18 protein-coding genes and 1 tRNA gene are annotated in these 20,182 nt (G+C 40.3%); 3 read left to right on the top strand and 16 right to left on the bottom strand.

Annotated features, from left to right (window positions below; genetic code table 11):
- Positions 1–45: 45 nt before the first annotated feature.
- The 4 genes from PNIG_RS01515 to PNIG_RS01500 form a co-directional block, all read right to left on the bottom strand.
- On the bottom strand, positions 46–1,221 hold the full coding sequence (locus PNIG_RS01515; RefSeq protein WP_011327000.1) for a mandelate racemase/muconate lactonizing enzyme family protein: 1,176 nt from the start codon (positions 1,219–1,221) through the stop codon (positions 46–48).
- A gap of 27 nt (positions 1,222–1,248) precedes the next feature.
- Positions 1,249–2,016 (bottom strand): class II aldolase/adducin family protein, encoded by a 768-nt coding sequence (locus PNIG_RS01510; protein WP_011326999.1) that lies wholly within the window; start codon positions 2,014–2,016, stop codon positions 1,249–1,251.
- A 142-nt stretch (positions 2,017–2,158) separates the two neighbouring features.
- Positions 2,159–2,482 (bottom strand): c-type cytochrome, encoded by a 324-nt coding sequence (locus PNIG_RS01505; protein WP_011326998.1) that lies wholly within the window; start codon positions 2,480–2,482, stop codon positions 2,159–2,161.
- Between the two features lie 175 nt (positions 2,483–2,657).
- Positions 2,658–3,197, bottom strand: a complete 540-nt coding sequence (locus PNIG_RS01500; protein WP_089367626.1) for a DUF2058 domain-containing protein — start codon at positions 3,195–3,197, stop codon at positions 2,658–2,660.
- 264 nt (positions 3,198–3,461) lie between these two features.
- Between PNIG_RS01500 and PNIG_RS01495 the strand changes: the two genes are divergently transcribed.
- Positions 3,462–4,610, top strand: coding sequence for an MFS transporter (locus PNIG_RS01495; protein WP_089367625.1), 1,149 nt, complete (start codon positions 3,462–3,464; stop codon positions 4,608–4,610).
- Here the strand turns inward: PNIG_RS01495 and PNIG_RS01490 are convergent.
- Both PNIG_RS01490 and PNIG_RS01485 read right to left on the bottom strand, forming a co-directional pair.
- Positions 4,577–5,077 carry a prolyl-tRNA synthetase associated domain-containing protein gene (locus tag PNIG_RS01490; RefSeq protein WP_011326995.1) on the bottom strand — a complete coding sequence of 167 codons (501 nt, stop codon included), beginning with the start codon at positions 5,075–5,077 and terminating at the stop codon, positions 4,577–4,579. The genes PNIG_RS01495 and PNIG_RS01490 overlap by 34 nt on opposite strands.
- 1 nt (position 5,078) lies before the next feature.
- Complete coding sequence (locus tag PNIG_RS01485) at positions 5,079–5,465, bottom strand: hypothetical protein (RefSeq protein ID WP_011326994.1); 387 nt, start codon at positions 5,463–5,465, stop codon at positions 5,079–5,081.
- A gap of 167 nt (positions 5,466–5,632) precedes the next feature.
- Between PNIG_RS01485 and PNIG_RS01480 the strand changes: the two genes are divergently transcribed.
- Positions 5,633–5,708, top strand: a tRNA-Ala gene (locus PNIG_RS01480).
- A 242-nt stretch (positions 5,709–5,950) separates the two neighbouring features.
- Here the strand turns inward: PNIG_RS01480 and PNIG_RS01475 are convergent.
- Both PNIG_RS01475 and proB read right to left on the bottom strand, forming a co-directional pair.
- A complete protein-coding gene (locus PNIG_RS01475; RefSeq protein ID WP_086994847.1) occupies positions 5,951–7,198 on the bottom strand; it encodes a glutamate-5-semialdehyde dehydrogenase in 1,248 nt (415 codons plus the stop codon).
- On the bottom strand, positions 7,195–8,301 hold the full coding sequence (gene proB, locus PNIG_RS01470) for a glutamate 5-kinase (RefSeq protein WP_011326992.1): 1,107 nt from the start codon (positions 8,299–8,301) through the stop codon (positions 7,195–7,197). The genes PNIG_RS01475 and proB overlap by 4 nt, the downstream gene beginning before the upstream one ends.
- An 863-nt stretch (positions 8,302–9,164) precedes the next feature.
- Here proB and PNIG_RS01465 point away from each other — a divergent pair.
- Positions 9,165–11,012, top strand: coding sequence for a cation:proton antiporter (locus PNIG_RS01465; protein WP_058372400.1), 1,848 nt, complete (start codon positions 9,165–9,167; stop codon positions 11,010–11,012).
- A gap of 80 nt (positions 11,013–11,092) precedes the next feature.
- Here PNIG_RS01465 and PNIG_RS01460 read toward each other — a convergent pair whose 3' ends face one another.
- The 8 genes from PNIG_RS01460 to mutL form a co-directional block, all read right to left on the bottom strand.
- On the bottom strand, positions 11,093–11,731 hold the full coding sequence (locus tag PNIG_RS01460; protein WP_011326989.1) for a tetratricopeptide repeat protein: 639 nt from the start codon (positions 11,729–11,731) through the stop codon (positions 11,093–11,095).
- Positions 11,732–12,065: 334 nt separating this feature from the next.
- Positions 12,066–13,379, bottom strand: a complete 1,314-nt coding sequence (locus PNIG_RS01455) for an adenylosuccinate synthase (protein ID WP_011326988.1) — start codon at positions 13,377–13,379, stop codon at positions 12,066–12,068.
- A 211-nt stretch (positions 13,380–13,590) separates the two neighbouring features.
- Positions 13,591–14,469 carry a protease modulator HflC gene (gene hflC / locus PNIG_RS01450; protein ID WP_011326987.1) on the bottom strand — a complete coding sequence of 293 codons (879 nt, stop codon included), beginning with the start codon at positions 14,467–14,469 and terminating at the stop codon, positions 13,591–13,593.
- 5 nt (positions 14,470–14,474) lie between these two features.
- The gene (gene hflK, locus PNIG_RS01445) at positions 14,475–15,644 is read right to left on the bottom strand and encodes an FtsH protease activity modulator HflK (protein ID WP_011326986.1); all 1,170 of its coding nucleotides are present in this window, start codon (positions 15,642–15,644) and stop codon (positions 14,475–14,477) included.
- Positions 15,645–15,745: 101 nt separating this feature from the next.
- Entirely contained in the window at positions 15,746–17,035 is a 1,290-nt protein-coding gene (gene hflX / locus PNIG_RS01440) for a ribosome rescue GTPase HflX (protein ID WP_011326985.1), read from the bottom strand.
- 16 nt (positions 17,036–17,051) lie between these two features.
- Positions 17,052–17,315, bottom strand: coding sequence for an RNA chaperone Hfq (hfq, locus tag PNIG_RS01435; RefSeq protein ID WP_011326984.1), 264 nt, complete (start codon positions 17,313–17,315; stop codon positions 17,052–17,054).
- Positions 17,316–17,396: 81 nt separating this feature from the next.
- A complete protein-coding gene (gene miaA / locus PNIG_RS01430) occupies positions 17,397–18,314 on the bottom strand; it encodes a tRNA (adenosine(37)-N6)-dimethylallyltransferase MiaA (RefSeq protein WP_041454320.1) in 918 nt (305 codons plus the stop codon).
- Positions 18,315–18,324: 10 nt separating this feature from the next.
- On the bottom strand, positions 18,325–20,181 hold the full coding sequence (mutL, locus tag PNIG_RS01425) for a DNA mismatch repair endonuclease MutL (protein ID WP_089367624.1): 1,857 nt from the start codon (positions 20,179–20,181) through the stop codon (positions 18,325–18,327).
- Position 20,182 lies beyond the last annotated feature (1 nt).

The raw sequence follows: 20,182 nt of genomic DNA, 5'->3' as shown, positions 1-20,182 counted from the left end.
CGTAGTGAGCTATCACTACGCGGCTTTTTAATCTGTATGCTAAAACTATTTAATTTCTACACGCTGCGAGCGCATTACAATCTCATCGTTTAATTCAATACCAATACCTGGCTCTTCCGACACTTGAAAAAAGCCATTTTTAGGTTGAGGATCTTGCAGACACAACTCACGGTTCCATTTTTTAATCGCATAAGTATGATGCTCATGAATTAAAAAGTTAGGAATGGCTGTTTCTAAATGCAGTGAAGCTGCAGTCGCTACTGGCCCGCCGCATACATGCGCTTGAATGCGCACATCAAAAATATCGGCGTAGTCACACACTTTTTTCGTTTCGGTAAAACCACCACATAAACCAATATCGGGTTGCAATACATTAATACTTTGATCTTCTAAGTATGGGCGTACACCCCAGCGGTTATACAAGCGTTCACCACCAGCAATTGGCACGGCCACTTTATCAGCCACTTTGGCATGCAATGAATGGTTTAAATAGTTAACGGGTTCTTCAAAAAACATGCAATCGAATTCTTTCGCTATTTCGCCCAATTGAATTGCCGAAGTCACCCCTGGTAAGCTATGGCATTCAAAAATAATATCAACTTCGTCGCCTACCGCTTCACGAATCGCTTGCATACGCGCACGGTACAACTTCATTTCAGCGCGGGAAATAATATTAGTGCGATCGTAGTAAGTATTGCCGTCTTTATCGTACTGAATTGGGTCTACTTTTACTGCATCGTAACCCTCGGCAACCGCTTTTAAAGCCGCTTCGGCGTATTCTTGTGGCTGCACTAATGCTTTAAACTCGCTATCCCAGTCAAACTGCAGTTGCGATGCATAAGTGCGTAATTTATCGTTAACCTTACCACCAAGCAGTTGATACACAGGTACACCCAGTGCTTTACCTTTAATATCCCACAGAGCAGTATCAATCGCACTCATTGCAGCATATACAACAGGCCCACCACCTAAACCCCAAAAGCTTTCACGTAACATACGCGACCAAAGCTTTTCGGTTTGAAATGGGTCGTGGCCAATTAAAAATGCATCGGCCATTTCTTTGATCATAGCGGCAGCAGCGCTGTGGCCTAAATCGTATGCAAGGCCCGCTTCACCCACACCACTAATGCCTTCATCAGTATGAATACGTACAAATACTGGAGTCCAAGCAGGACGATCTGGGCAATGAATATCAAACACTTCAACGCGATTTACTTTCATGAATATTCCTTATTAACCTTTAAATGGTTATTTTGCAAAACTAGGATCAAGTCGGTACGCTTTGCGCAGCATAGCTGGCCACGCTAACTGCCCGCCAGTACTACCACTGTGCACTACATTTGCTTGATTATAAATATTGTCGATTATAGGCTGCGGGACGCTAATAGCCTGCTGCGAACTGGCTTGAATAGCGAGCTGTATTTCACAGGCGCGCTGTAAATCATAAAAGCGCATAAAAGCATCGCCCACCGTTGGCCCCACTGTTAAGCCACCGTGGTTAACTAACAACATATGGTTAGTATTGCCTAAATCATCTTGTAAGCGTTTTCGTTCATCATCGTTAACCGCTAACCCTTCGTAACCATGATACGAAAGCGACGGCAAAGAGAACATGGAATACTGACTTAGTGGCAATAAGCCATTTTTTTGTGTAGCAACAGCTATGGTTTCTTTCGTGTGCAAATGAATCACACAATGCGCATCGTCGCGTACTTCGTGAATTGCGCTATGAATAGTAAAGCCAGCTGGATTAATATTAAATGGCGTGTCGTCAATAATATTGCCGCTTAAATCTACTTTAACTAAGTTAGAAGCGCTGATTTCATCAAAGGTTAAACCAAAGGCGTTCACTAAGTAATGATCACTGCCCGGTATCCGCGCCGATAAATGCGTGTAAATTAAATCGCCCCAACGAAAATGATCCACCAACCTATAACAGGCTGCTAGATCAACTCGTAGCTGCCATTCTTGTGCTGATACTTTATTTTTTAAATCGAGCTGGGGTAAATCAAACATAATAAGCCTTTAAATACACATAAGGTCAATTGCGCAATAGATGTTTAGAAGTCTAAATTAGTATTTAGGTTATAGCAATCAGGAAATAAAACAGCCACACTAGGTGTGGCTGTTTTTTAATAAAAATAATTAACTGCGTTTATTATTTTACGTTTGCAAGGTAATCAGCAATTGCAGCAAACTCTTCATCTGTTACGGTTGCTACCATAGCTTTCATAGCCATAGACATACCATTACTGCGCGCACCTGATTTAATGTCTTTCATTTGTGCAACTAAATAGTCTTTATTTTGACCATTTAATTTAGGGTACATGCCCATAATAGGTGCCTTACCTTCTGCGCCGTGACACGTTTGGCAGTTTTTAGCAGTGTAAAGTGCAGCACCATCTGCAGCAGCTGCATTAAATGACAAGCTTGCGGCTAAACTAATACCCGCGCCTAATAAAAGTGTTTTAATTTTGCTCATTGTATTTACTCTTCTTTTTTTGACGGTTAAAAAACTGTTCTGGTGATTGTAGTCAACAACACTATAAAAAGCATACGTAACTAATAGCGTTTGACGATCAATCAGAACAAATACATGTACAGCTCATTTAAGTTAACTTTAGCAAAAATTAAATGAGTCTACACTTAACTAAAATTTACCACGTTAAATCATCTGGTATTTCAAAATCGGCGTATGGATCGTCTTCATCTTTTACTTTGCTTTCTGGCTCAACATGAAAAACAATATAATGTTCATCTACTTCAGCTACTTTACGTGCCGGTTCGTCTTCTAATACGTAAAATCGGCCTTCGAGCACACAAATAGCTAAGCGACCACCCGATAACGCTTTTTGCGTTCTTTCGTTTACTTCAATGCTCTTTACTTTGTTTTCGTAAGTAAAGTTAAAAGTACGCTCACCACGTATTGCTTCTTGGTTATGGTGTTCTAAAATTTGTTTAACACGGGCACTTTGCTCGCGCTGCTTTAAACTACCTTGGCGTGCCTGGTTAAGCTCTTCTGCTTTTTGTTGCTGCTCAAGTTTTGTTTGTTGAATATGCTTTTGTAAATCGCTAGGGTTATTGGTTGCACCCTTTTTTTGCTTTTTTTGCTGCTTACGCTTTTCTGATTTAGCAACTTTAGCTTTATGCGATGTTGTTAATCCTGCTTGGAGCAATTGCTCTTGAAGTGACCCCATGGCTCTATTCCACTAAAAACTAATATTAAGACTATTTTAATCACCAATGCCGGCAAATAACAGCGCTATCATCATTAATCTAACAAACGACGATAAAAACACCATGATTTAGCGCAAAGATAGCGGCTCTTTTAGTAAACAATTACTTATTACTGTTTATGGGTATACCAAATAGTCGCTTAAAGTATTCGTTTTTAGATTATCAAACACAAGGGATTTTTAATATACTGCCACTTAACTATTAGTTACTCGCCAAGCTATATAATGCGCCTACCTCACTTGTTGCTTTGCTCTGTATTTATTTTTTTTGTACTTTACGCTCCACAACCACTGCTTGGCCTATTTGCAGTTGAGTTTGGTGTTGCCCCCGCCGTTGCTGGCAGCTTAATGACTGCGGCTATGCTACCACTGGCTATTGCGCCTTTAGTGTATGGGTTGTTTTTAACTAAACGTAATCCTTTATTTATATTACGCATTGCTATGTTGTTATTGGGAGGATGCTGTTTATTATTTGTTTACGCCCCCACCTTTGAGCTGCTGTTATTGGTACGCTTTTTACAAGGCCTAATATTACCAGCGGCATTAACAGCCATGACCAGTTATATTGGCATGAGTTTTAGTGCCGATACACTGCAAAAAAATATGACAATCTACATTGGCAGCACCATAGTAGGTGGCTATTTTGGGCGTGTTCTGGCAGCTATTTTTAGCGATATATGGCACTGGCAAAGTTTTTATTATTTTATTGCCACCATGCTCATTTTGCTTGCGTGGAGTATTCCCCATACCCGCTTTAAAAGTAATAACGTTAAATCAATACTTTCACCACTAGACTATATTAAACAACTACGTGAAGGGCCGCTGCTAAAAGTGTATGGTGCGGTATTTTGTATGTTTTTTTGCTTTGCCGCTTTACTTAATTATTTACCTTTTATTTTGCAAAATACTTTTTTAATCACTAATACTCGCGACATTGGCTTGGTTTACAGTGGTTATTTAATCGGCGCTTTAGCGTCTATTACAACACCTTGGTTACTTAAAAAAGTGCCCTCTGCATGGCATTTATTAACGGCTATATTTTTGTTTTACAGTATTAGCATTGTCATGTTAATGAGCCACCAGCTAATAGTGTTTTTAGCCGCATTTACATTATTTTGCGGGTCTATGTTTGTGATTCACTCAACTGCCGCTCCCTTAGTTAATAAAATAAGTAAAGCACCACCGAGTGTTACTAATGGCGGGTATGTATCGTTTTATTACAGCGGCGGTGCACTTGGGTCGTTATTACCAGGGGTGATATACCAGCATCATGGGCAAACCGCATTTATGGCAGCTTTATTGGCTGTTTGCCTATGCGGCTTGATGCTGGTTATATGGGCTTACCTTGAAGGTAAAAATACTACGCGAGGCTGATGCTCAGTAAAGTTAAAAAACTGCTCTAAGTCTGCTTTATTAAGTAACCAGGTTTGGGTGTTTTCAAACGGATGACAATGAAATAGCTCACCTTGCCAAATATCTTGATCTAGCCAAACGCTTACTTCGTTTTGCTTGTCGTTCATTAGGCTAAGCATAGATACACACCCAGGTGCTACTTTTAAATAGCGCGCTAAACGCTCGCTTGAGGCAAATCCTAACCGCGATAACCCTTGTTGTTTTGATAATACTTTTAAATCAAGTTGCTTGTCATGGGCGGTTATAACTAAAAAGTGCCGCTTACCTTCATTATCACGTAAAAATAAATTTTTAAGTCGTGTCCCTGGGCGCTCCACCATAAAGGCATCGGCATCTAAACTGCCATGTAATGGTGGGTGCTCTATCACCTCATAATTAATATTTAACTGCGCTAATAGCGCTGCTAACTTTGTTTTATCAGCTAACATACTACAAACAACGTCCTCTTAATTGCACACTTAAATCACGCCACAGTACCTCATTAATTTCATGCTTAGCGGGGCAATAGTTGCGTGTTTCAAGCTCTTTGTTTAACAATTCAACAGCTTGATCTTCTAACTGCAATTTTAAAATACTCGACTCTTCAAAATGCTCTTGCGCTGCAAAACGCTCAAAGTCACTGCGGGTAAACTTTTTATCTAAATTAATGTTCTGGCGGCTTTTAGCCTTTACCGATACTACGTAGGCAAATAGCTTATTTCCTTGTTCATCTTGTTTTTCATGAAACTGTTTATTATTTATTTCATAAGGTTGCTCGTCACTTGAGTTAGCACAGCCAACAAGCAAAACCATCAGTACTAAGGCATACTTTTTCATTTTTAATTGTCTTTTTACTGAATATTGTTGTTGAGTCTACCAAAATTTCATCTAAACGGTAAAATTAGTGAAAAAATACTTGACCTATTTTATAAAAAATCTTAAAGTTCGTCCCGCTTGAGAATCAGCAATCAAGCTTTTACGTAATATGTAAAATTTAGGAATGTGGGGCTATAGCTCAGCTGGGAGAGCGCCTGCCTTGCACGCAGGAGGTCAGCAGTTCGATCCTGCTTAGCTCCACCACTTTCCTACTCCCTCTTTAGTATTGTCTCAAAGCCATCAATTTATTCGCTATTTTATCTTAAGTTTCACTCTGTATTTAAACCCCAAAATATACGCCATATAGTTAAAACTAACGCTATTGCACGCTTTTTAATTTTACTGGCTAGCGAAGTAGAGCCTAAGTTAGTTTATTGCACAAAAAAGCCGAGCTGCAGCTCGGCTTTTGAAATTCATAATATGTTTTGTCCTGAAATAAACTAAGTTTATTCGCGGATCTGACCGTCGCCATTAACTAAATACTTTTCAGTAGTTAGTGACTCAAGGCCCATAGGTCCGTAGGCATGTAGCTTAGACGTTGCAATACCAATCTCGGCACCTAAGCCCAGTTGTGAACCGTCTGAAAAACGCGATGAAGCGTTAACAGTTACTACCGAAGCATCAACACTACGTTGGAATAACTCTGCCGTAGCAGCGTTTTTAGTACAAATTACTTCTGTATGATGCGAACCAAATTGCGCTATGTGCTCTACAGCTGCCGCAAAACTTGGAACCACGCGAATGGCTATTTCTAAATCTAAATACTCTTCACCAAATTCATCGTCGCCCAGTACTGTTGCATTGTCAAAATACGTAGCTGCTTGGCTATCGGCATTAATTTTAACGCCTTCTTGACGTAACACTACCGCACACAAGTTTAAAAACTCATCGGCAATATCTTGATGTACAACTAAGCCTTCTAAAGCATTACACACGCCGGTGCGTTGCGTTTTACCATTAAGCAGTAGGTTAATTGCCACTTCAAGGTCGGCGTCTTTATCAACATATAAATGACATACACCTTTAAAGTGTTGGATCACTGGAATTGTGCTGTTTTCGGTTACAAAGTTTATTAACCCTTCACCACCACGCGGTATAATTAAATCAATGCTGTCACGTTGCTGCATTAATTCCATTAATAAGCCACGATCGGGGTCAGGAATTACCGAAATAAGTGCTTCTGGTAAATTATGCTTTGCTAGCACGCTGTGCATTACGCTAGCAATTGCTTGTGAGCTTTTTAGTGCTTCTTTACCGCCGCGTAAAATAACGCTATTACCCGATTTAAAACACAATGCACCCGCATCTGCGGTTACATTTGGGCGCGCTTCGTAAATCATACAAACTACGCCTAGTGGTACGCGCATTTTACGAATTTTAATGCCATTTGGACGCTCGGTAATATCGCGTAGCTGACCAACCGGATCATCTAAGCTTACTATCACTTCGATGCCTTCAGCCATTGCTTCAACACGTTCATCGTTAAGCGTTAAACGGTCAACCATTGCTGCTGCTAAGTTATTGTCGCGTGCCGCGGCTAAATCGCTTTCGTTTTCTTTAATAATAAATGCTTTTTCTGCACGTAGTGCTGCAGCCATGTCCAATAGCACTTTATTTTTTGTCTCGGTATCGAGTAACGCTAACTGATGAGCAGCTTTTGCTGCCTGGCGTGAAATATCCGTAATTAAACTCATGACTTCTCCAATAATGCGATATGTTTTTCAGATATAACAGGTCCAATTGAGTCCTGCATTTTTTCGCTGAATTCACTCTGTTCGTTGTCAGCAATAAAGCTCAACAAACAGCTACTATAATTTGCGGTTGCTTTGGCTAAACGCGTACCATCTTCACTGCGTACTAAAATAGTGTCACCAATTGCGAACTCGCCATGCACGGCCATTATTTCATCGCCACGAATACAGCCTGTTTCGCCTTCGAGTGACTTATCAAACGAGCCATCTACAACAACTTCACCCTGCTCATTTGCAGTGTGCGTCATCCAATGTACAGAATCTTGCATTGGTTTTTCGTATGGTAAGAAAATAGTCCCAGGGTTTTCACCTGCAAGTAAACGCGTAAATGTCTCTTCTTTAAAGCCGTTAATAATATAAGTTGAAATCCCATGTGAGGTTGCTTTTTCAGCCGCTTCAATTTTGGTTTTCATACCGCCTGTACCAACTGCGCTAGTTGCACATCCTGCCATAGCATAAATAGAGTCATCAATTGATTTTATTTCAGGCAGTAAAATAGCATCGTCATGCAAGTTAGGGTTTTTATCATATAACCCATCCACATCTGAAAATATAAGCAATGCGTCTGCATCAGCTGCTGCTGCAACCATAGCAGATAAGTTATCGTTATCACCTACTTTTAGATCATCGGTTGTTACTGCATCATTTTCATTAATAATAGGTAACACGCCGTGCTCAAGTAAAGTAAATACAGTTTCGCGAATACTTTGATAGCGTTCATGATCACGTAAGTCACCGTGGGTTAATAATAATTGAGCTGATGGAAAGTCAAAAAACCTATCCCACATTGCTATCATTTCTGTTTGACCTGCGGCAGCCATTGCTTTTTTCATCACGACTGAACGTGCTGTATCTGATGGGAACAAATGTGCCCCCGCAGCAACTGAGCCTGACGAAACTAAAATAACTTCAATACCACGAGCACGACAGCGAACAATAAACTGTGCAATGGTTAATATGTAACGTGAACGGCAGCCATCTTGATCCGGTGCAATTAAAGCACTACCTACTTTAAGTACTATACGTCGCCAATTTAACTTATTCATAAATGTTCAACTTTCCATTTTATTTGCGCTCATACAATGTGATGAGCTAAAACTAGTTAGCTAGGTTTAAAACATAGCTTCGAATTTGGTTTATCATTTAAAAACACTTTTTTACACACGCAAAGCGACTCTATCTAAAACTGTTGTTATAGATTTAAGCGCAAGTACTAAATAGCAACAACTCAACGGTGTTGAATAGTACTAACAAAAAATTTAAAAAGTGTTGTTTATGTATCGCTGTAAAAGCTGTGTGTGGCTTTTTTATTAACAACATACATAGAGCCTCTTAAGTCAGATACACCAACAGATAGGGTGATGACTTAAGGACCGAGATTTAACCGCCACGATGGGGGCTAAATATTGAAAGGTAATAATTCAACTCAAACCTTTATTTATTTAAATAGTTAAATAAACTTGTTTAGCAAAATCATACCAAAGAGTTCGGTAAATGATATTTATACTGCTCAAACCCTTAAATCACTACAAAACAGTATTATACCGCTTTAATGTGACTCTAATATTAATAAGTTATTATTTTAAAATAACCACTTAATTAGACAACTAATTGTTTGAACACGAAGCATAATACGCTAAAACTGCAGGTAAAATCAAGGTTAAAATTCAAACTAAGTAAAATGCAGCTTGTTTTTCGAACTGTTTTTATATTAATTATCAAAAAGTTAAATCCTTTTTGTAGGGTATTTATTAAAATTACTGATAAAATAACAGACTTTAAAACCCGTAATATCTGATAAACAGCTAAAATTCTATTAGCAAAATTTAACTTATCCGTGTATACCCCTGTATTATAATTAACATAAGTTATACTTTTATCTATCATATTCACAAGGAATTCTTATTCTATGTCAGCAATTTATATAGCCGGTATCGCACTTTGCTCCGTGCTTGCCCAGTGGGTCGCATGGGCGTTTAGAGTCCCTGCTATTCTGTTTTTATTGCTTACAGGACTATTATTAGGGCCATTTACTGGCGTACTAGATCCTGACGCGCTTTTAGGCGATTTACTCTTTCCTGTTGTGTCACTCAGCGTTGCTATTATTTTATTTGAAGGCTCTCTCACCCTGCACTTCAGAGAATTAAAAGGCATCAGTAAAGTAGTCAGAAACCTGTGCTCTATTGGTATGCTCACTACGTGTATAATTATTAGCTTTAGTGCCTATTGGCTATTAGAGCTTAACTGGCGGGTAGCTGCTGTGCTCGGCGCTGTACTTGTTGTAACGGGTCCTACTGTTATTGCCCCTTTGCTAAACTCTATGCGACCAACTCAAGACATCGACCGAATACTACGCTGGGAAGGCATTGTTATAGACCCTATTGGTGCTCTTTTTGCCGTATTAGTTTTCGAAGCCGTGATGTTGGTTGGCGAAGGTCAAATATTTAGCCATACCATTATTGCGCTAGTTAAAACCTTAGGTGTAGGCTTAACAATTGGTGTTGTTGCAGGTTGGCTTACTACACAACTTATGCGCCGAGAGTGGCTACCATTTGAGTTGCATAAGTTTGGCATTTTAGCCCTAGTGCTTATAAGTTTTTCAGTGTCTAATCACTTAAGCCATGAATCAGGTTTATTAGCGGTGACTGTATTTGGTATTTGGCTTGCAAACCAAGATGATTTAGAAATTGATTCGGTGCTTGAGTTTAAAGAAGATCTATCGATGATTTTAATCTCAACACTGTTTATTTTACTTGCAGCAAGGTTAGAACTCTCTGATTTAATGATGCTAGATAGTGACGTTTTTATATTTTTAGCTATCGTGCTATTTATAGCTCGCCCTGTGTGTATTGCAATATCGACTTTTGGTACTGACCTACCAATGAAGTCACGCTTAGTACTCGCTTGGATTGCGCCACGCGGTATTGTTGCCGCAGCTGTTGGTTCTGTATTTGCGCTGAGCATGATGGAAGCTGGTGTTGCTGATGCAGAAAAAATGGTACCGCTCATATTTACCGTTATTATTATTACCGTGGTGCTGCAAAGCCTAACTGCCATCCCTTTAGCTAAACTGCTTGGTGTACGTCAACCATCACCAAGTACCATTTTAATTATTGGTGCAAACCATGTATCGCGTGCTATTGCGCGTGGCTTAAAAGATCAAAATATTCCTGTGCATTTATCTGACCCTGCATGGGAAAACTGTAAAATGGCCCGTATGGATGGCTTGCCTTGCTACTACGGTAATCCACAATCTGAACATGCTGAGCGTTACTTGCCTTTAACCACTATTCGTAGTGTGTTGGCACTGTCACCAAATCGCCATCACAATGCGCTAGGTGTACAGTATTTTTCTCACTTACTTAATGATAAAAATGTGTTTTCACTACGTTCATCTTCATCGCATGCTAAAGCGAATAAAGACAGTGCTACTTTCTTATCGCGCCAAATTTTATTTGGTGAAAATGGCTCTTATGCACGCTTAAGCAGTGTGATAGCGAAAGGCGGTAAAGTAAGTGCTACCCGTATTTCTGATGAGTTTAGCTGGGAGCAATATCAAGAAATGAACCCAGAAGCAATTCCACTGTTTATTCTCAAAGGGGATAAAGATGGCGATGACGATGCGCCAGTTAAACTTAGACCCTTTACCAGTGATATGGAAAAACCACCGCAAGAAGGTGAGCGCATTGTTGCTTTGCAACCGGCTAAAATATCACTACTAAAAGATTCACAAGCAAAAGCTAAAGAAGAAAGTTAACACTTTTATTAGTTTTTAATAAAAAGGCCTAACTCGCAAGAGTTAGGCCTTTTTAGTGTATTTTTGGTATATCAATATGCTTACATAGGTAGGCGAGCACGAGCCACAACGCTGGCTGGCATTTTTTCGGCTAACTGAGCTAATAAGCGCTCAATTTTTTTATGTGTATTGGCATCTGCAACCTTGGCATAAAATAACCAACGATACATATCTTCAAAGTCGCGTGGACTGCCGTAGCCTTGGTTAAATAACTTAACTAAGCGAAACTGCGCTTTTAAATTTCCCTGCGATGACGCTTCACGCAAATAAGTGATTGCCATTGCTTTATCTTGTTGTACCAAACGCCCAATGTCGTAGTAACGCCCTAACTGCTCTAAAGCCGCTGCTAAGCCCTGCTCAGCCGCTTTTTGCATATAGTACACACCTAACTCTACATCGCGATCAACACATACGTTATAGGCTAGCATATCGCCATATAAAAACTGATACGATGGTAATGCCATTTTATTGGCTCGCGCTTCTATATCTTGTACTAACTGGCAATCATCTGCCTTAACCCGGGCTAAATGGGTGTTTTTATTAATTAGCGAAATTAACTCAGTCTCAGTATACAGTGGCACTGCTGCTGCCGTTTCTTCTGCTAAGCTATTGCTGCTCATCAATAAAGAGAGTGTCATTAATGGTAATAACAAAACTGAATGACTAAAAAGTAACTGCATCTTTATCACTTATAAAAATAAACCTATTAAATACTATACAAAGATCGTTCCAAAATTAATATTTAACCTGAACTCTAGTTAAGAGGTTTACTAACGTATTGAATCATAGTTATATTTAATTTTATTTTCTCTAGCCAGAGGTTTTCAGTGAAAACAAGGCGAATTTATGCGTCAATAGCTGGCCTATTGCAAGTAAATTCAACGCAGTTAGCGCTGAAAATAGCTGCTTGAGATAAGTTTATTATCCGGATCTCAGGTTATTTATTATACTCTATTGTTATTTTTAGACATAAAAAAAGCTGCATTAAGCAGCTTTTTTCAAGTCTAGTTGATATTACGCAAACGGATTGCGAAGTATCATAGTTTCTACACGATCAGGACCAGTAGAAATAATATCAACAGGAACACCTGTGAGCTCTTCAATACGCTTAACGTAATCAATCGCTGCTTTTGGTAAACCATCAAGGCTAGTTACACCAACAGTATTTTCTGACCAACCAGGCATTTCTTCGTATATTGGCGTTACTTTTTCGTAACCTTCAGCTGCTAATGGCGTTACGTTAGTAACTGTGCCATCTTCAAGCTTATAACCAGTACAGATTTTAAGTGTTTCTAAGCCATCTAAAACATCAAGCTTAGTTAAACAAAAACCAGAAATACTATTGATTTGCACTGCACGACGCATTGCTACGGCATCTAACCAACCAGTACGACGAAGTCGACCAGTGGTTGCGCCAAACTCATGGCCTTTATCGCCTAAGTGCTTACCAACTGGGTCTTGCTTATCAAGGCCGTCGTAAAGCTCTGTAGGAAAAGGGCCTGAACCAACACGTGTAGTATATGCTTTAATAATACCAAGCACATAATCAAGGTGTAGTGGGCCAAAACCAGCACCAGTAGCAACGCCACCAGCTGTAGTGTTAGAAGACGTTACATAAGGGTAAGTACCATGATCGATATCAAGTAACGTACCTTGTGCGCCTTCAAACAAAATGTTGTCGCCAGCTAAACGCGTTTGATCTAAAAGCTCAGTAACATCAACAATCATCGCTTTTAAAATATCAGCAACGGCCATTGCGTCATCAAAGGTTTTCTGAAAATCAACAGCATCTACTTTATAGTAATTAACTAAAGTAAAGTTATGGTATTCAAGAACTTCTTCTAGTTTTGCTGCGAATAGTTCAGGATTAAATAAATCCCCTACGCGCAAACCACGACGTGCCACTTTATCTTCGTACGCAGGACCGATACCACGGCCAGTTGTACCAATTGGCTTATCACCACGTGCAGTCTCACGGGCTACATCTAATGCAACATGGAAAGGCAAAATTAATGGACATGCAGCACTGATTAAAAGACGCTCGCGTACAGGTACGCCACGTGCTTCTAACATGCCAATCTCTCTCATTAGCGCTTCTGGTGATAATACAACACCATTACCAATCACACATTTAACATTGTCACGTAATACACCCGATGGAATAAGGTGCAGAACTGTCTTTTCACCGTCGATCACTAAGGTATGGCCAGCATTGTGCCCACCTTGATAACGAACTACTAAAGATGCTTTATCTGTAAGGAGGTCAACTACCTTACCCTTACCTTCGTCACCCCATTGGGTGCCTAATACAACAACGTTTTTACCCATTGTAACTTCACTTAAAAAAATTAGGACAAGATTTTACCAGAAAACAAAGCCAAAGTTCACCCCGTTTAGCTTATATTTTCCGCTCGTATATTTATATGTATAAATATTAACTAATAACCACATAGATAACAGTGGTTTAATGCATTAAATCTGTTTCAATAAAAAGCCCCACTAACGCGAGGCTTTTAAGATTTAAATATATTGGTTAGCTTTATTGTGCAGTAGCACCTTTCATATATTTAAAGAAGTCGCTATCTGGTGAAAGAACCATTACGTCTTGCTTGTTTTTAAAGGTTTGTTTATACGCCTCTAACGAACGAACAAAACTAAAAAACTCAGGATCTTTATTGTACGCATTAGCATAAATAGCTGCTGCATCTGCATCACCTTGACCACGTACTGTACGTGAATTACGCTCAGCATCGGCAAGCATTACCGTTACACGACGATCAACGCCAGCACGAATTGTTTCGGCTTTTTCTTGACCCTCTGAACGATGCTCTTTAGCAACCGCAGTACGCTCAGCACGCATACGTTGATAAATCGAGCTGCTGACTTCTTGTGGTAAGTTTATTTGCTTAACACGCACGTCAAGTACTTCAATACCTAGCTCGCGGGCACTTTCAGAAGCTTGTACTAACGCCTCTTCCATTAACTCGCTACGCTCACCCGACACTATTTCACGAATAGTACGCGTACCAAAGTTAGTACGTAGACCGTTATTTACTTTTTGTTCTAGCAGCGTTTCAGCATATTGCTTATCGCCACGAGCACGCAAGTAAAAAGCACTAAAGTCGTTAACACGCCATTTTACAAACGAGTCAACAATTAAGTCTTTTTTCTCGCTCGTTACAAAGCGGTCTGGTGTACCATCAAGCGTTTGAATACGTGCATCAATACGACGTACTTGGCTAAAAAATGGTACTTTAAATTGTAAGCCTGGGCTGTACACTATGGCTTGATCATCACTGTCTTTTTGTACTTTACTGAATAACAAAACAATTGCTTTTTGCCCTTCAGGTACAACAAAAACTGACGAGAAAGACATTACAATGGCAGCTAATAGTATGACTAAACTAAAGTTTTTCATTATTGTTATCTCCCATCATTAAAACGATCGTTGTTAAAGCGGTCACTACCACTATTAACAGAGCTATTGCGTGACGTATTTACTTTGTTACGTAAATCTTGAATATCACTTGAGCTAGGAAGTGCAACACGGGTTGCTGTGCCTTGCTTTTCCATAATTTTATCAAGTGGTAAGTACATCATGTTGTTGCCACCTTTTACATCAACAAGTACTTTAGAGCTATTGCCTAATACTTCTTGCATTGCATCAATGTATAAACGTTCACGAGTTACTGTTTTAGCCGCTTGATATTCTGGTAATAGCTTTTCAAAACGAGCAACTTCACCTTGTGCCTCAAGTGTAATACGCTCTTGATAACCTTCGGCTTCTTGAGTCATACGTGTAACTTGACCACGAGCACGAGGTTCAATTTCACGCGCATATGCTTCAGCTTCACGGATAAAGCGCTCTTCATCTTCTTGTGCAGCAATTGCATCATCAAACGCATCTTTAACTTCAGCCGGTGGACGAGAATCTTTAAAGTTCACGTCAGTCACAATTAAACCTAAGTTATAAGGTTCAATAACCTTGTTCAGCTCATCCCATGTATTTTGGCGCACAACCTCACGGCCGTTTGTCAGTACTTGGTCCATTTTTGCATGGCCAACTACATAACGTAGTGCACTTTCTAGTGCTTCTTCTAAGCTACTATCAGCATTAGTTACACTAAATTTATACAAGTATGGGTCAATAACACGATATTGAACTTGGAACTCAACGCTTACTACGTTTTCGTCTTCAGTTAACATAAAACCAGACGTTGATAATGAACGAACAGCTTCAATATCTACTGGTATTATGGTTTCAATAAAGGTCATTTTCCAACGCAGACCAGGATCAGCAATACGATCATACTTACCAAATTGAAGAACCACACCACGCTCAGCTTCTTTCACGGTATAAATACCACTGAGTGCCCATACAATTACAGCAATTATAAGTATAAATGAAATACCGGCTCCACCAAGTCCACCGCCGCTACCATTGCCCGGTTTTTTGCCGCCAAATAAGCCACTAAACTTGTTACTGAATTTACGCAGCACCTCGTCTAAATCAGGTGGGCCTTGATCTCGTCCGCCTTTGTTATTCCACGGATCTTTATCATTGCCATTATTACCCGGTTCATTCCAGGCCATAGCTATACTCCATTGTTATCTAAATAAATAAGGAAATTGAGTTAAATCTAACAAATCTACTGCGTTTCTTATACAAAAACCGACATTAATTACATCAATTTTTAATCACAGACGATAAAACCAGCAATTTCAGGACCAAATTCTTTAATTAAACGATTCCACTCAACTACAGGTAACCTGACATCTAACAGCCAGTTACCTTGTTCATCAAAGCGCTCGTCGCTTACCGCACTTAAACTAAATAACGACGATCTTAACCGTCCATATTGTGGTGCGAGCAATAATGTTTCGCTAAGCATTTGTTTAGCAAGTAATTCGCTAATAGCTTCGCTAAGTAACTCGCAACCTTCGCCGGTTTGAGCAGAAAGCCATACCCTTATAGGTTGGCCTTCATCATCGCGATCAATACGCGCAGTAATATCATCCAGCGCATCAATTTTGTTATAAACCAATAATTGCGGTACTTCATCAGCTTCAATTTCTTTGAGTACTGATTGTACTTGTTCAATATTTTCTTTTAGTCGTGCATCTGCCACATCAATAACATGCAGCTGTAAGTCGGCTTCTCGCGTTTCTGTTAGCGTCGCTTTAAATGCCGCCACTAAGTCATGCGGCAAATGGCGAATAAAGCCAACAGTATCGGCTAAAATAACCGGACCAACATCGCCTAACTCAAGTTTTCGTAACGTTGGGTCAAGCGTCGCAAACAATTGATCTGCAGCATAAACATCTGAGTTTGTAATACGATTAAATAATGTTGATTTACCCGCGTTAGTATACCCTACTAACGATACAGTTGGTATTTCGTTACGGCTACGAGCTCGTCTACCTTGCTCGCGCTGTACAGCAACTTTATCTAGGCGTGCACGAATATTTTGCAGGCGGGCGCGCAATAAGCGTCTATCGGTTTCGAGCTGTGTTTCACCTGGCCCACGCAAACCCACGCCCCCTTTTTGACGCTCTAAATGCGTCCAACCACGAATTAGTCGCGTGGACATATGACGCAATTGCGCCAGTTCAACTTGCAACTTACCTTCGTGGGTACGTGCACGTTGCGCAAATATATCAAGAATAAGGGTGGTTCTATCAAGCACACGACATTGCAAAATGCGTTCTAAGTTACGCTCTTGGGACGGTCTGAGTTGATGATTAAAAATAACGACATCGGCATTGTGGATTTTAACAGTCTCAGCTATTTCTTCTGCTTTACCAGTTCCGACAAATAGTTTCGGATGTGGTGCTTGACGGCTGCCTTGCACAACCGCCAAACTACTAACACCAGCAGAAGATACCAACAATTCTAATTCGTGAAGATCTTCACGATCCCCCTCTTTAGGAAAGTCAATATGAACTAAAACTGCCTGTTCGCCAGATTTATAGCGGTCAAACAAGCATCACGCTCCTAATTTAAATGTTTCCAGCTTCAGGTTCTTCAGTGTCGTCATTTTCTTGAACACCTTGGAAATTAACTGCACGAGCAGGAACAACTGTTGAAATTGCATGTTTATACACCATTTGATTTACGGTGTTTTCTAGTAAAATAACAAATTGATCAAATGACTGAATTTTACCTTGTAATTTTATGCCATTAACCAAAAAGATTGATACTGGGATGCGCTCACGGCGTAGTGCATTCAAAAATGGGTCTTGTAACGATTGGCCTTTTGCCATGTTATTATTCCTTCGTTCTAGGTGTTATTATAATTAAGTGGCTGAACTTATTTAACAAAGCTAAATTTTATTCAACTACTACTAGCTTAGCGAACTTACTACACGATGCAAGTTTTCTTCATCACCCGTTGTTAACCATGTAACATCAGGCCAGCTTCTTAACCAAGTTAATTGGCGTTTAGCCAATTGACGTGTAGCCGCAATGCCGCGAAATACCATTTCATCATGGTCAATTTCACCCGCAAGGTAATCCCACATTTGTCTATAACCTACACAACGAATAGAAGGCATATTGGGGTGTAAATCCTTACGTAGATATAGGGTCGAAACTTCATTTTCAAACCCCTGTTCGAGCATTATTTTAAACCTTTTTTCAATTCGCTGATGTAATTCACTGCGCTGCGTTGGCGCAATAGCAAATTGATGAAAAGTATAAGGTAAAACCGGCTGTTTTTGCTTTTGCAGCTCGGTCATGGTTTTACCTGTTAATTTGTATACCTCTAAAGCACGATTAATTCTTTGTGAATCGTTTTCACTCATTTTTTGCGCTGCTTGCGGGTCTATTTTTACCAGTTCTTGATACAAATGTGGCCAGCCATATTGCGCAGCTTGCGCTTCAAGTTCGGCTCTTATTTCCACGTTAGCTTCTGGCAGTGGTGATAAACCATCAATCAGAGCCTTGAAGTACAACATGGTGCCGCCAACTAATACCGGCACCTTACCTTGCTGATGAAATTCATCTATTTTTATTATCGCATCACGTCTAAAATCAGCAACTGAATAAGTTTCACTTGGGTCAAGTAAATCAATTAAGTGATGCGGAGCACGTGCTAACTCTGATGCATCGGGTTTAGCCGTGCCAATATCCATACCCTTATATACTAACGCTGAATCAACACTAATTATTTCGGTATTTAAATGCTCACACAATGAAATTGCCAACGCCGTTTTACCCGCTGCAGTTGGACCCATTAAAAATATGACTGGTAAATTACTCAACACGAATACCTTAATCTAATTGCGTTAAATAGTGCTCTATATCTATTTTAACTGCTTTTACATGCAAACGTTCAATTGTTTGCGGATTATTTTGCATGCGGGCTTGCTGCGCTAAAAAGATATTGCTGGAATAAAAACGCGCTGGTGTGTGCTGCATCTGCCACGCCAACCAGCTTTCTATGTTTTCAAGTGGTGCTTTACACGCTTCCAGCAGGCTTTCAACCGCGCTAGTAACGTCTAATAAATATAAGCACGCAGGAAGTTTTTTAACCATCACAAACTGTTTTTCAATAATTAGCTCAAAACCTAATAGCGTAAACCACGACTGTTGCGCTGCTATTAGCTCACAGTCTTGCTTGGATAAATTAACCCGTACTGGCAACAACAGCGCTTTGCCCTCTAAGCTGCCCTGCTCTTTTATTTGCTCATGCCAATCATCAACTAATGCATATTTAAAATGTGAGCAATACAATTGCTGCTCGCTGCTAAACACACACACGCCTTCGTTGATGCTGATAATAGCAACCGTTTTTAAAGCCACTGCCTGCTCCACAGCGTGTGACTGGTTAACCCCAACAGATACGTGAGCGCCTTGGTCAAAATGCGCGGCATGCTGCTCACTCACGCCCTGATAAAAAGCATTAATATCATGATGATTAGTGCTAGGTGTAGCTCTGTAGGCGCCGCCACTCCCTCCCGCACTACGCGAACCTAGCGATGCGCCGCCAGAACTGACACTATGAGATGGTTGCAATTGCGATTTAGGATAATCAAATACCTCACCCGACTCAAAATTCCCAGTGGGAGAACGCGCAGTGTCTGTCTGACTAAATGCCGTATCGGCTAGGTTATTTAAAGGCTCATTAGTAAACTCACCTTGCAGTGGCACAACAACTTGTTTAATTGCTTGTAGTATAAAGTCGTGTACTAAACGCCCTTGATGAAAACGTACTTCGTGTTTTGCCGGATGAACATTTACATCAACTTGACGAGGGTCAATATCAATATAAATAACAAAACCGGGTAACTCTTGGGCACCACTTACTTCTTCAAATGCTTGGCGAATAGCGTGCAGTATAAGCTTGTCGCGCATCATGCGATTGTTTACATAGGTATACTGCACGGTGTTAGCAGAACCAACCGGCAATACCCAGCCATGGAGCTGCAAGCCCCCCTCGCCCGATTGAATATGCAAGCCTTGCTCAGCAAATGCTTTACCCGCCACTTGCGCTACACGGGCAATTGCTTGGCTAGGATCAGTTTTAGCACGGTACTGCCTGACTACTTTTTCATTATGAGTAAGGGTAATAGATACATCAAATCGACTCAGCGCAATGCGCTTTATAAGCTCATCAATATGGCTAAACTCTGTTTTTTCGGTACGTAAAAATTTGCGCCGGGCTGGCGTATTAAAAAATAAATCTTTTACTTCTATGGTGGTGCCATCTGGGTGCGCTACTGGTTTTACTTGCACAGCCATATCGCGGCCTTGTGCAAATGCTTGCCAAGCGGCTTCTTGATGTTTAGTTTTTGAGCTTAGCGTTAAGCGCGAAACGGAACTAATTGACGCCAGTGCTTCACCTCTAAATCCCAGTGAGCAAATATTTTCTAAATCATCGAGGGATTTCAATTTACTGGTTGCATGGCGAGAAAGCGCCAATGTAAGCTCGTCTTGAGCAATACCCGCACCATTGTCACGAATACGAATTAGTTTGTGCCCACCTCGCTCAATATCTATTTGAATGCGTGTAGCACCAGCATCTAGGCTGTTTTCTACTAATTCTTTTACCACCGACGCGGGGCGCTCGACCACTTCACCTGCAGCAATTTGGTTCGCTAAACGTGCGGGTAGTATTTCAATACTCATT

It is taken from the genome of Pseudoalteromonas nigrifaciens (assembly GCF_002221505.1).
Lineage (GTDB): Bacteria > Pseudomonadota > Gammaproteobacteria > Enterobacterales > Alteromonadaceae > Pseudoalteromonas > Pseudoalteromonas nigrifaciens.
Note: the sequence above shows the minus strand (reverse complement) of the source record. Positions and strands in the feature narration are given on the sequence as shown.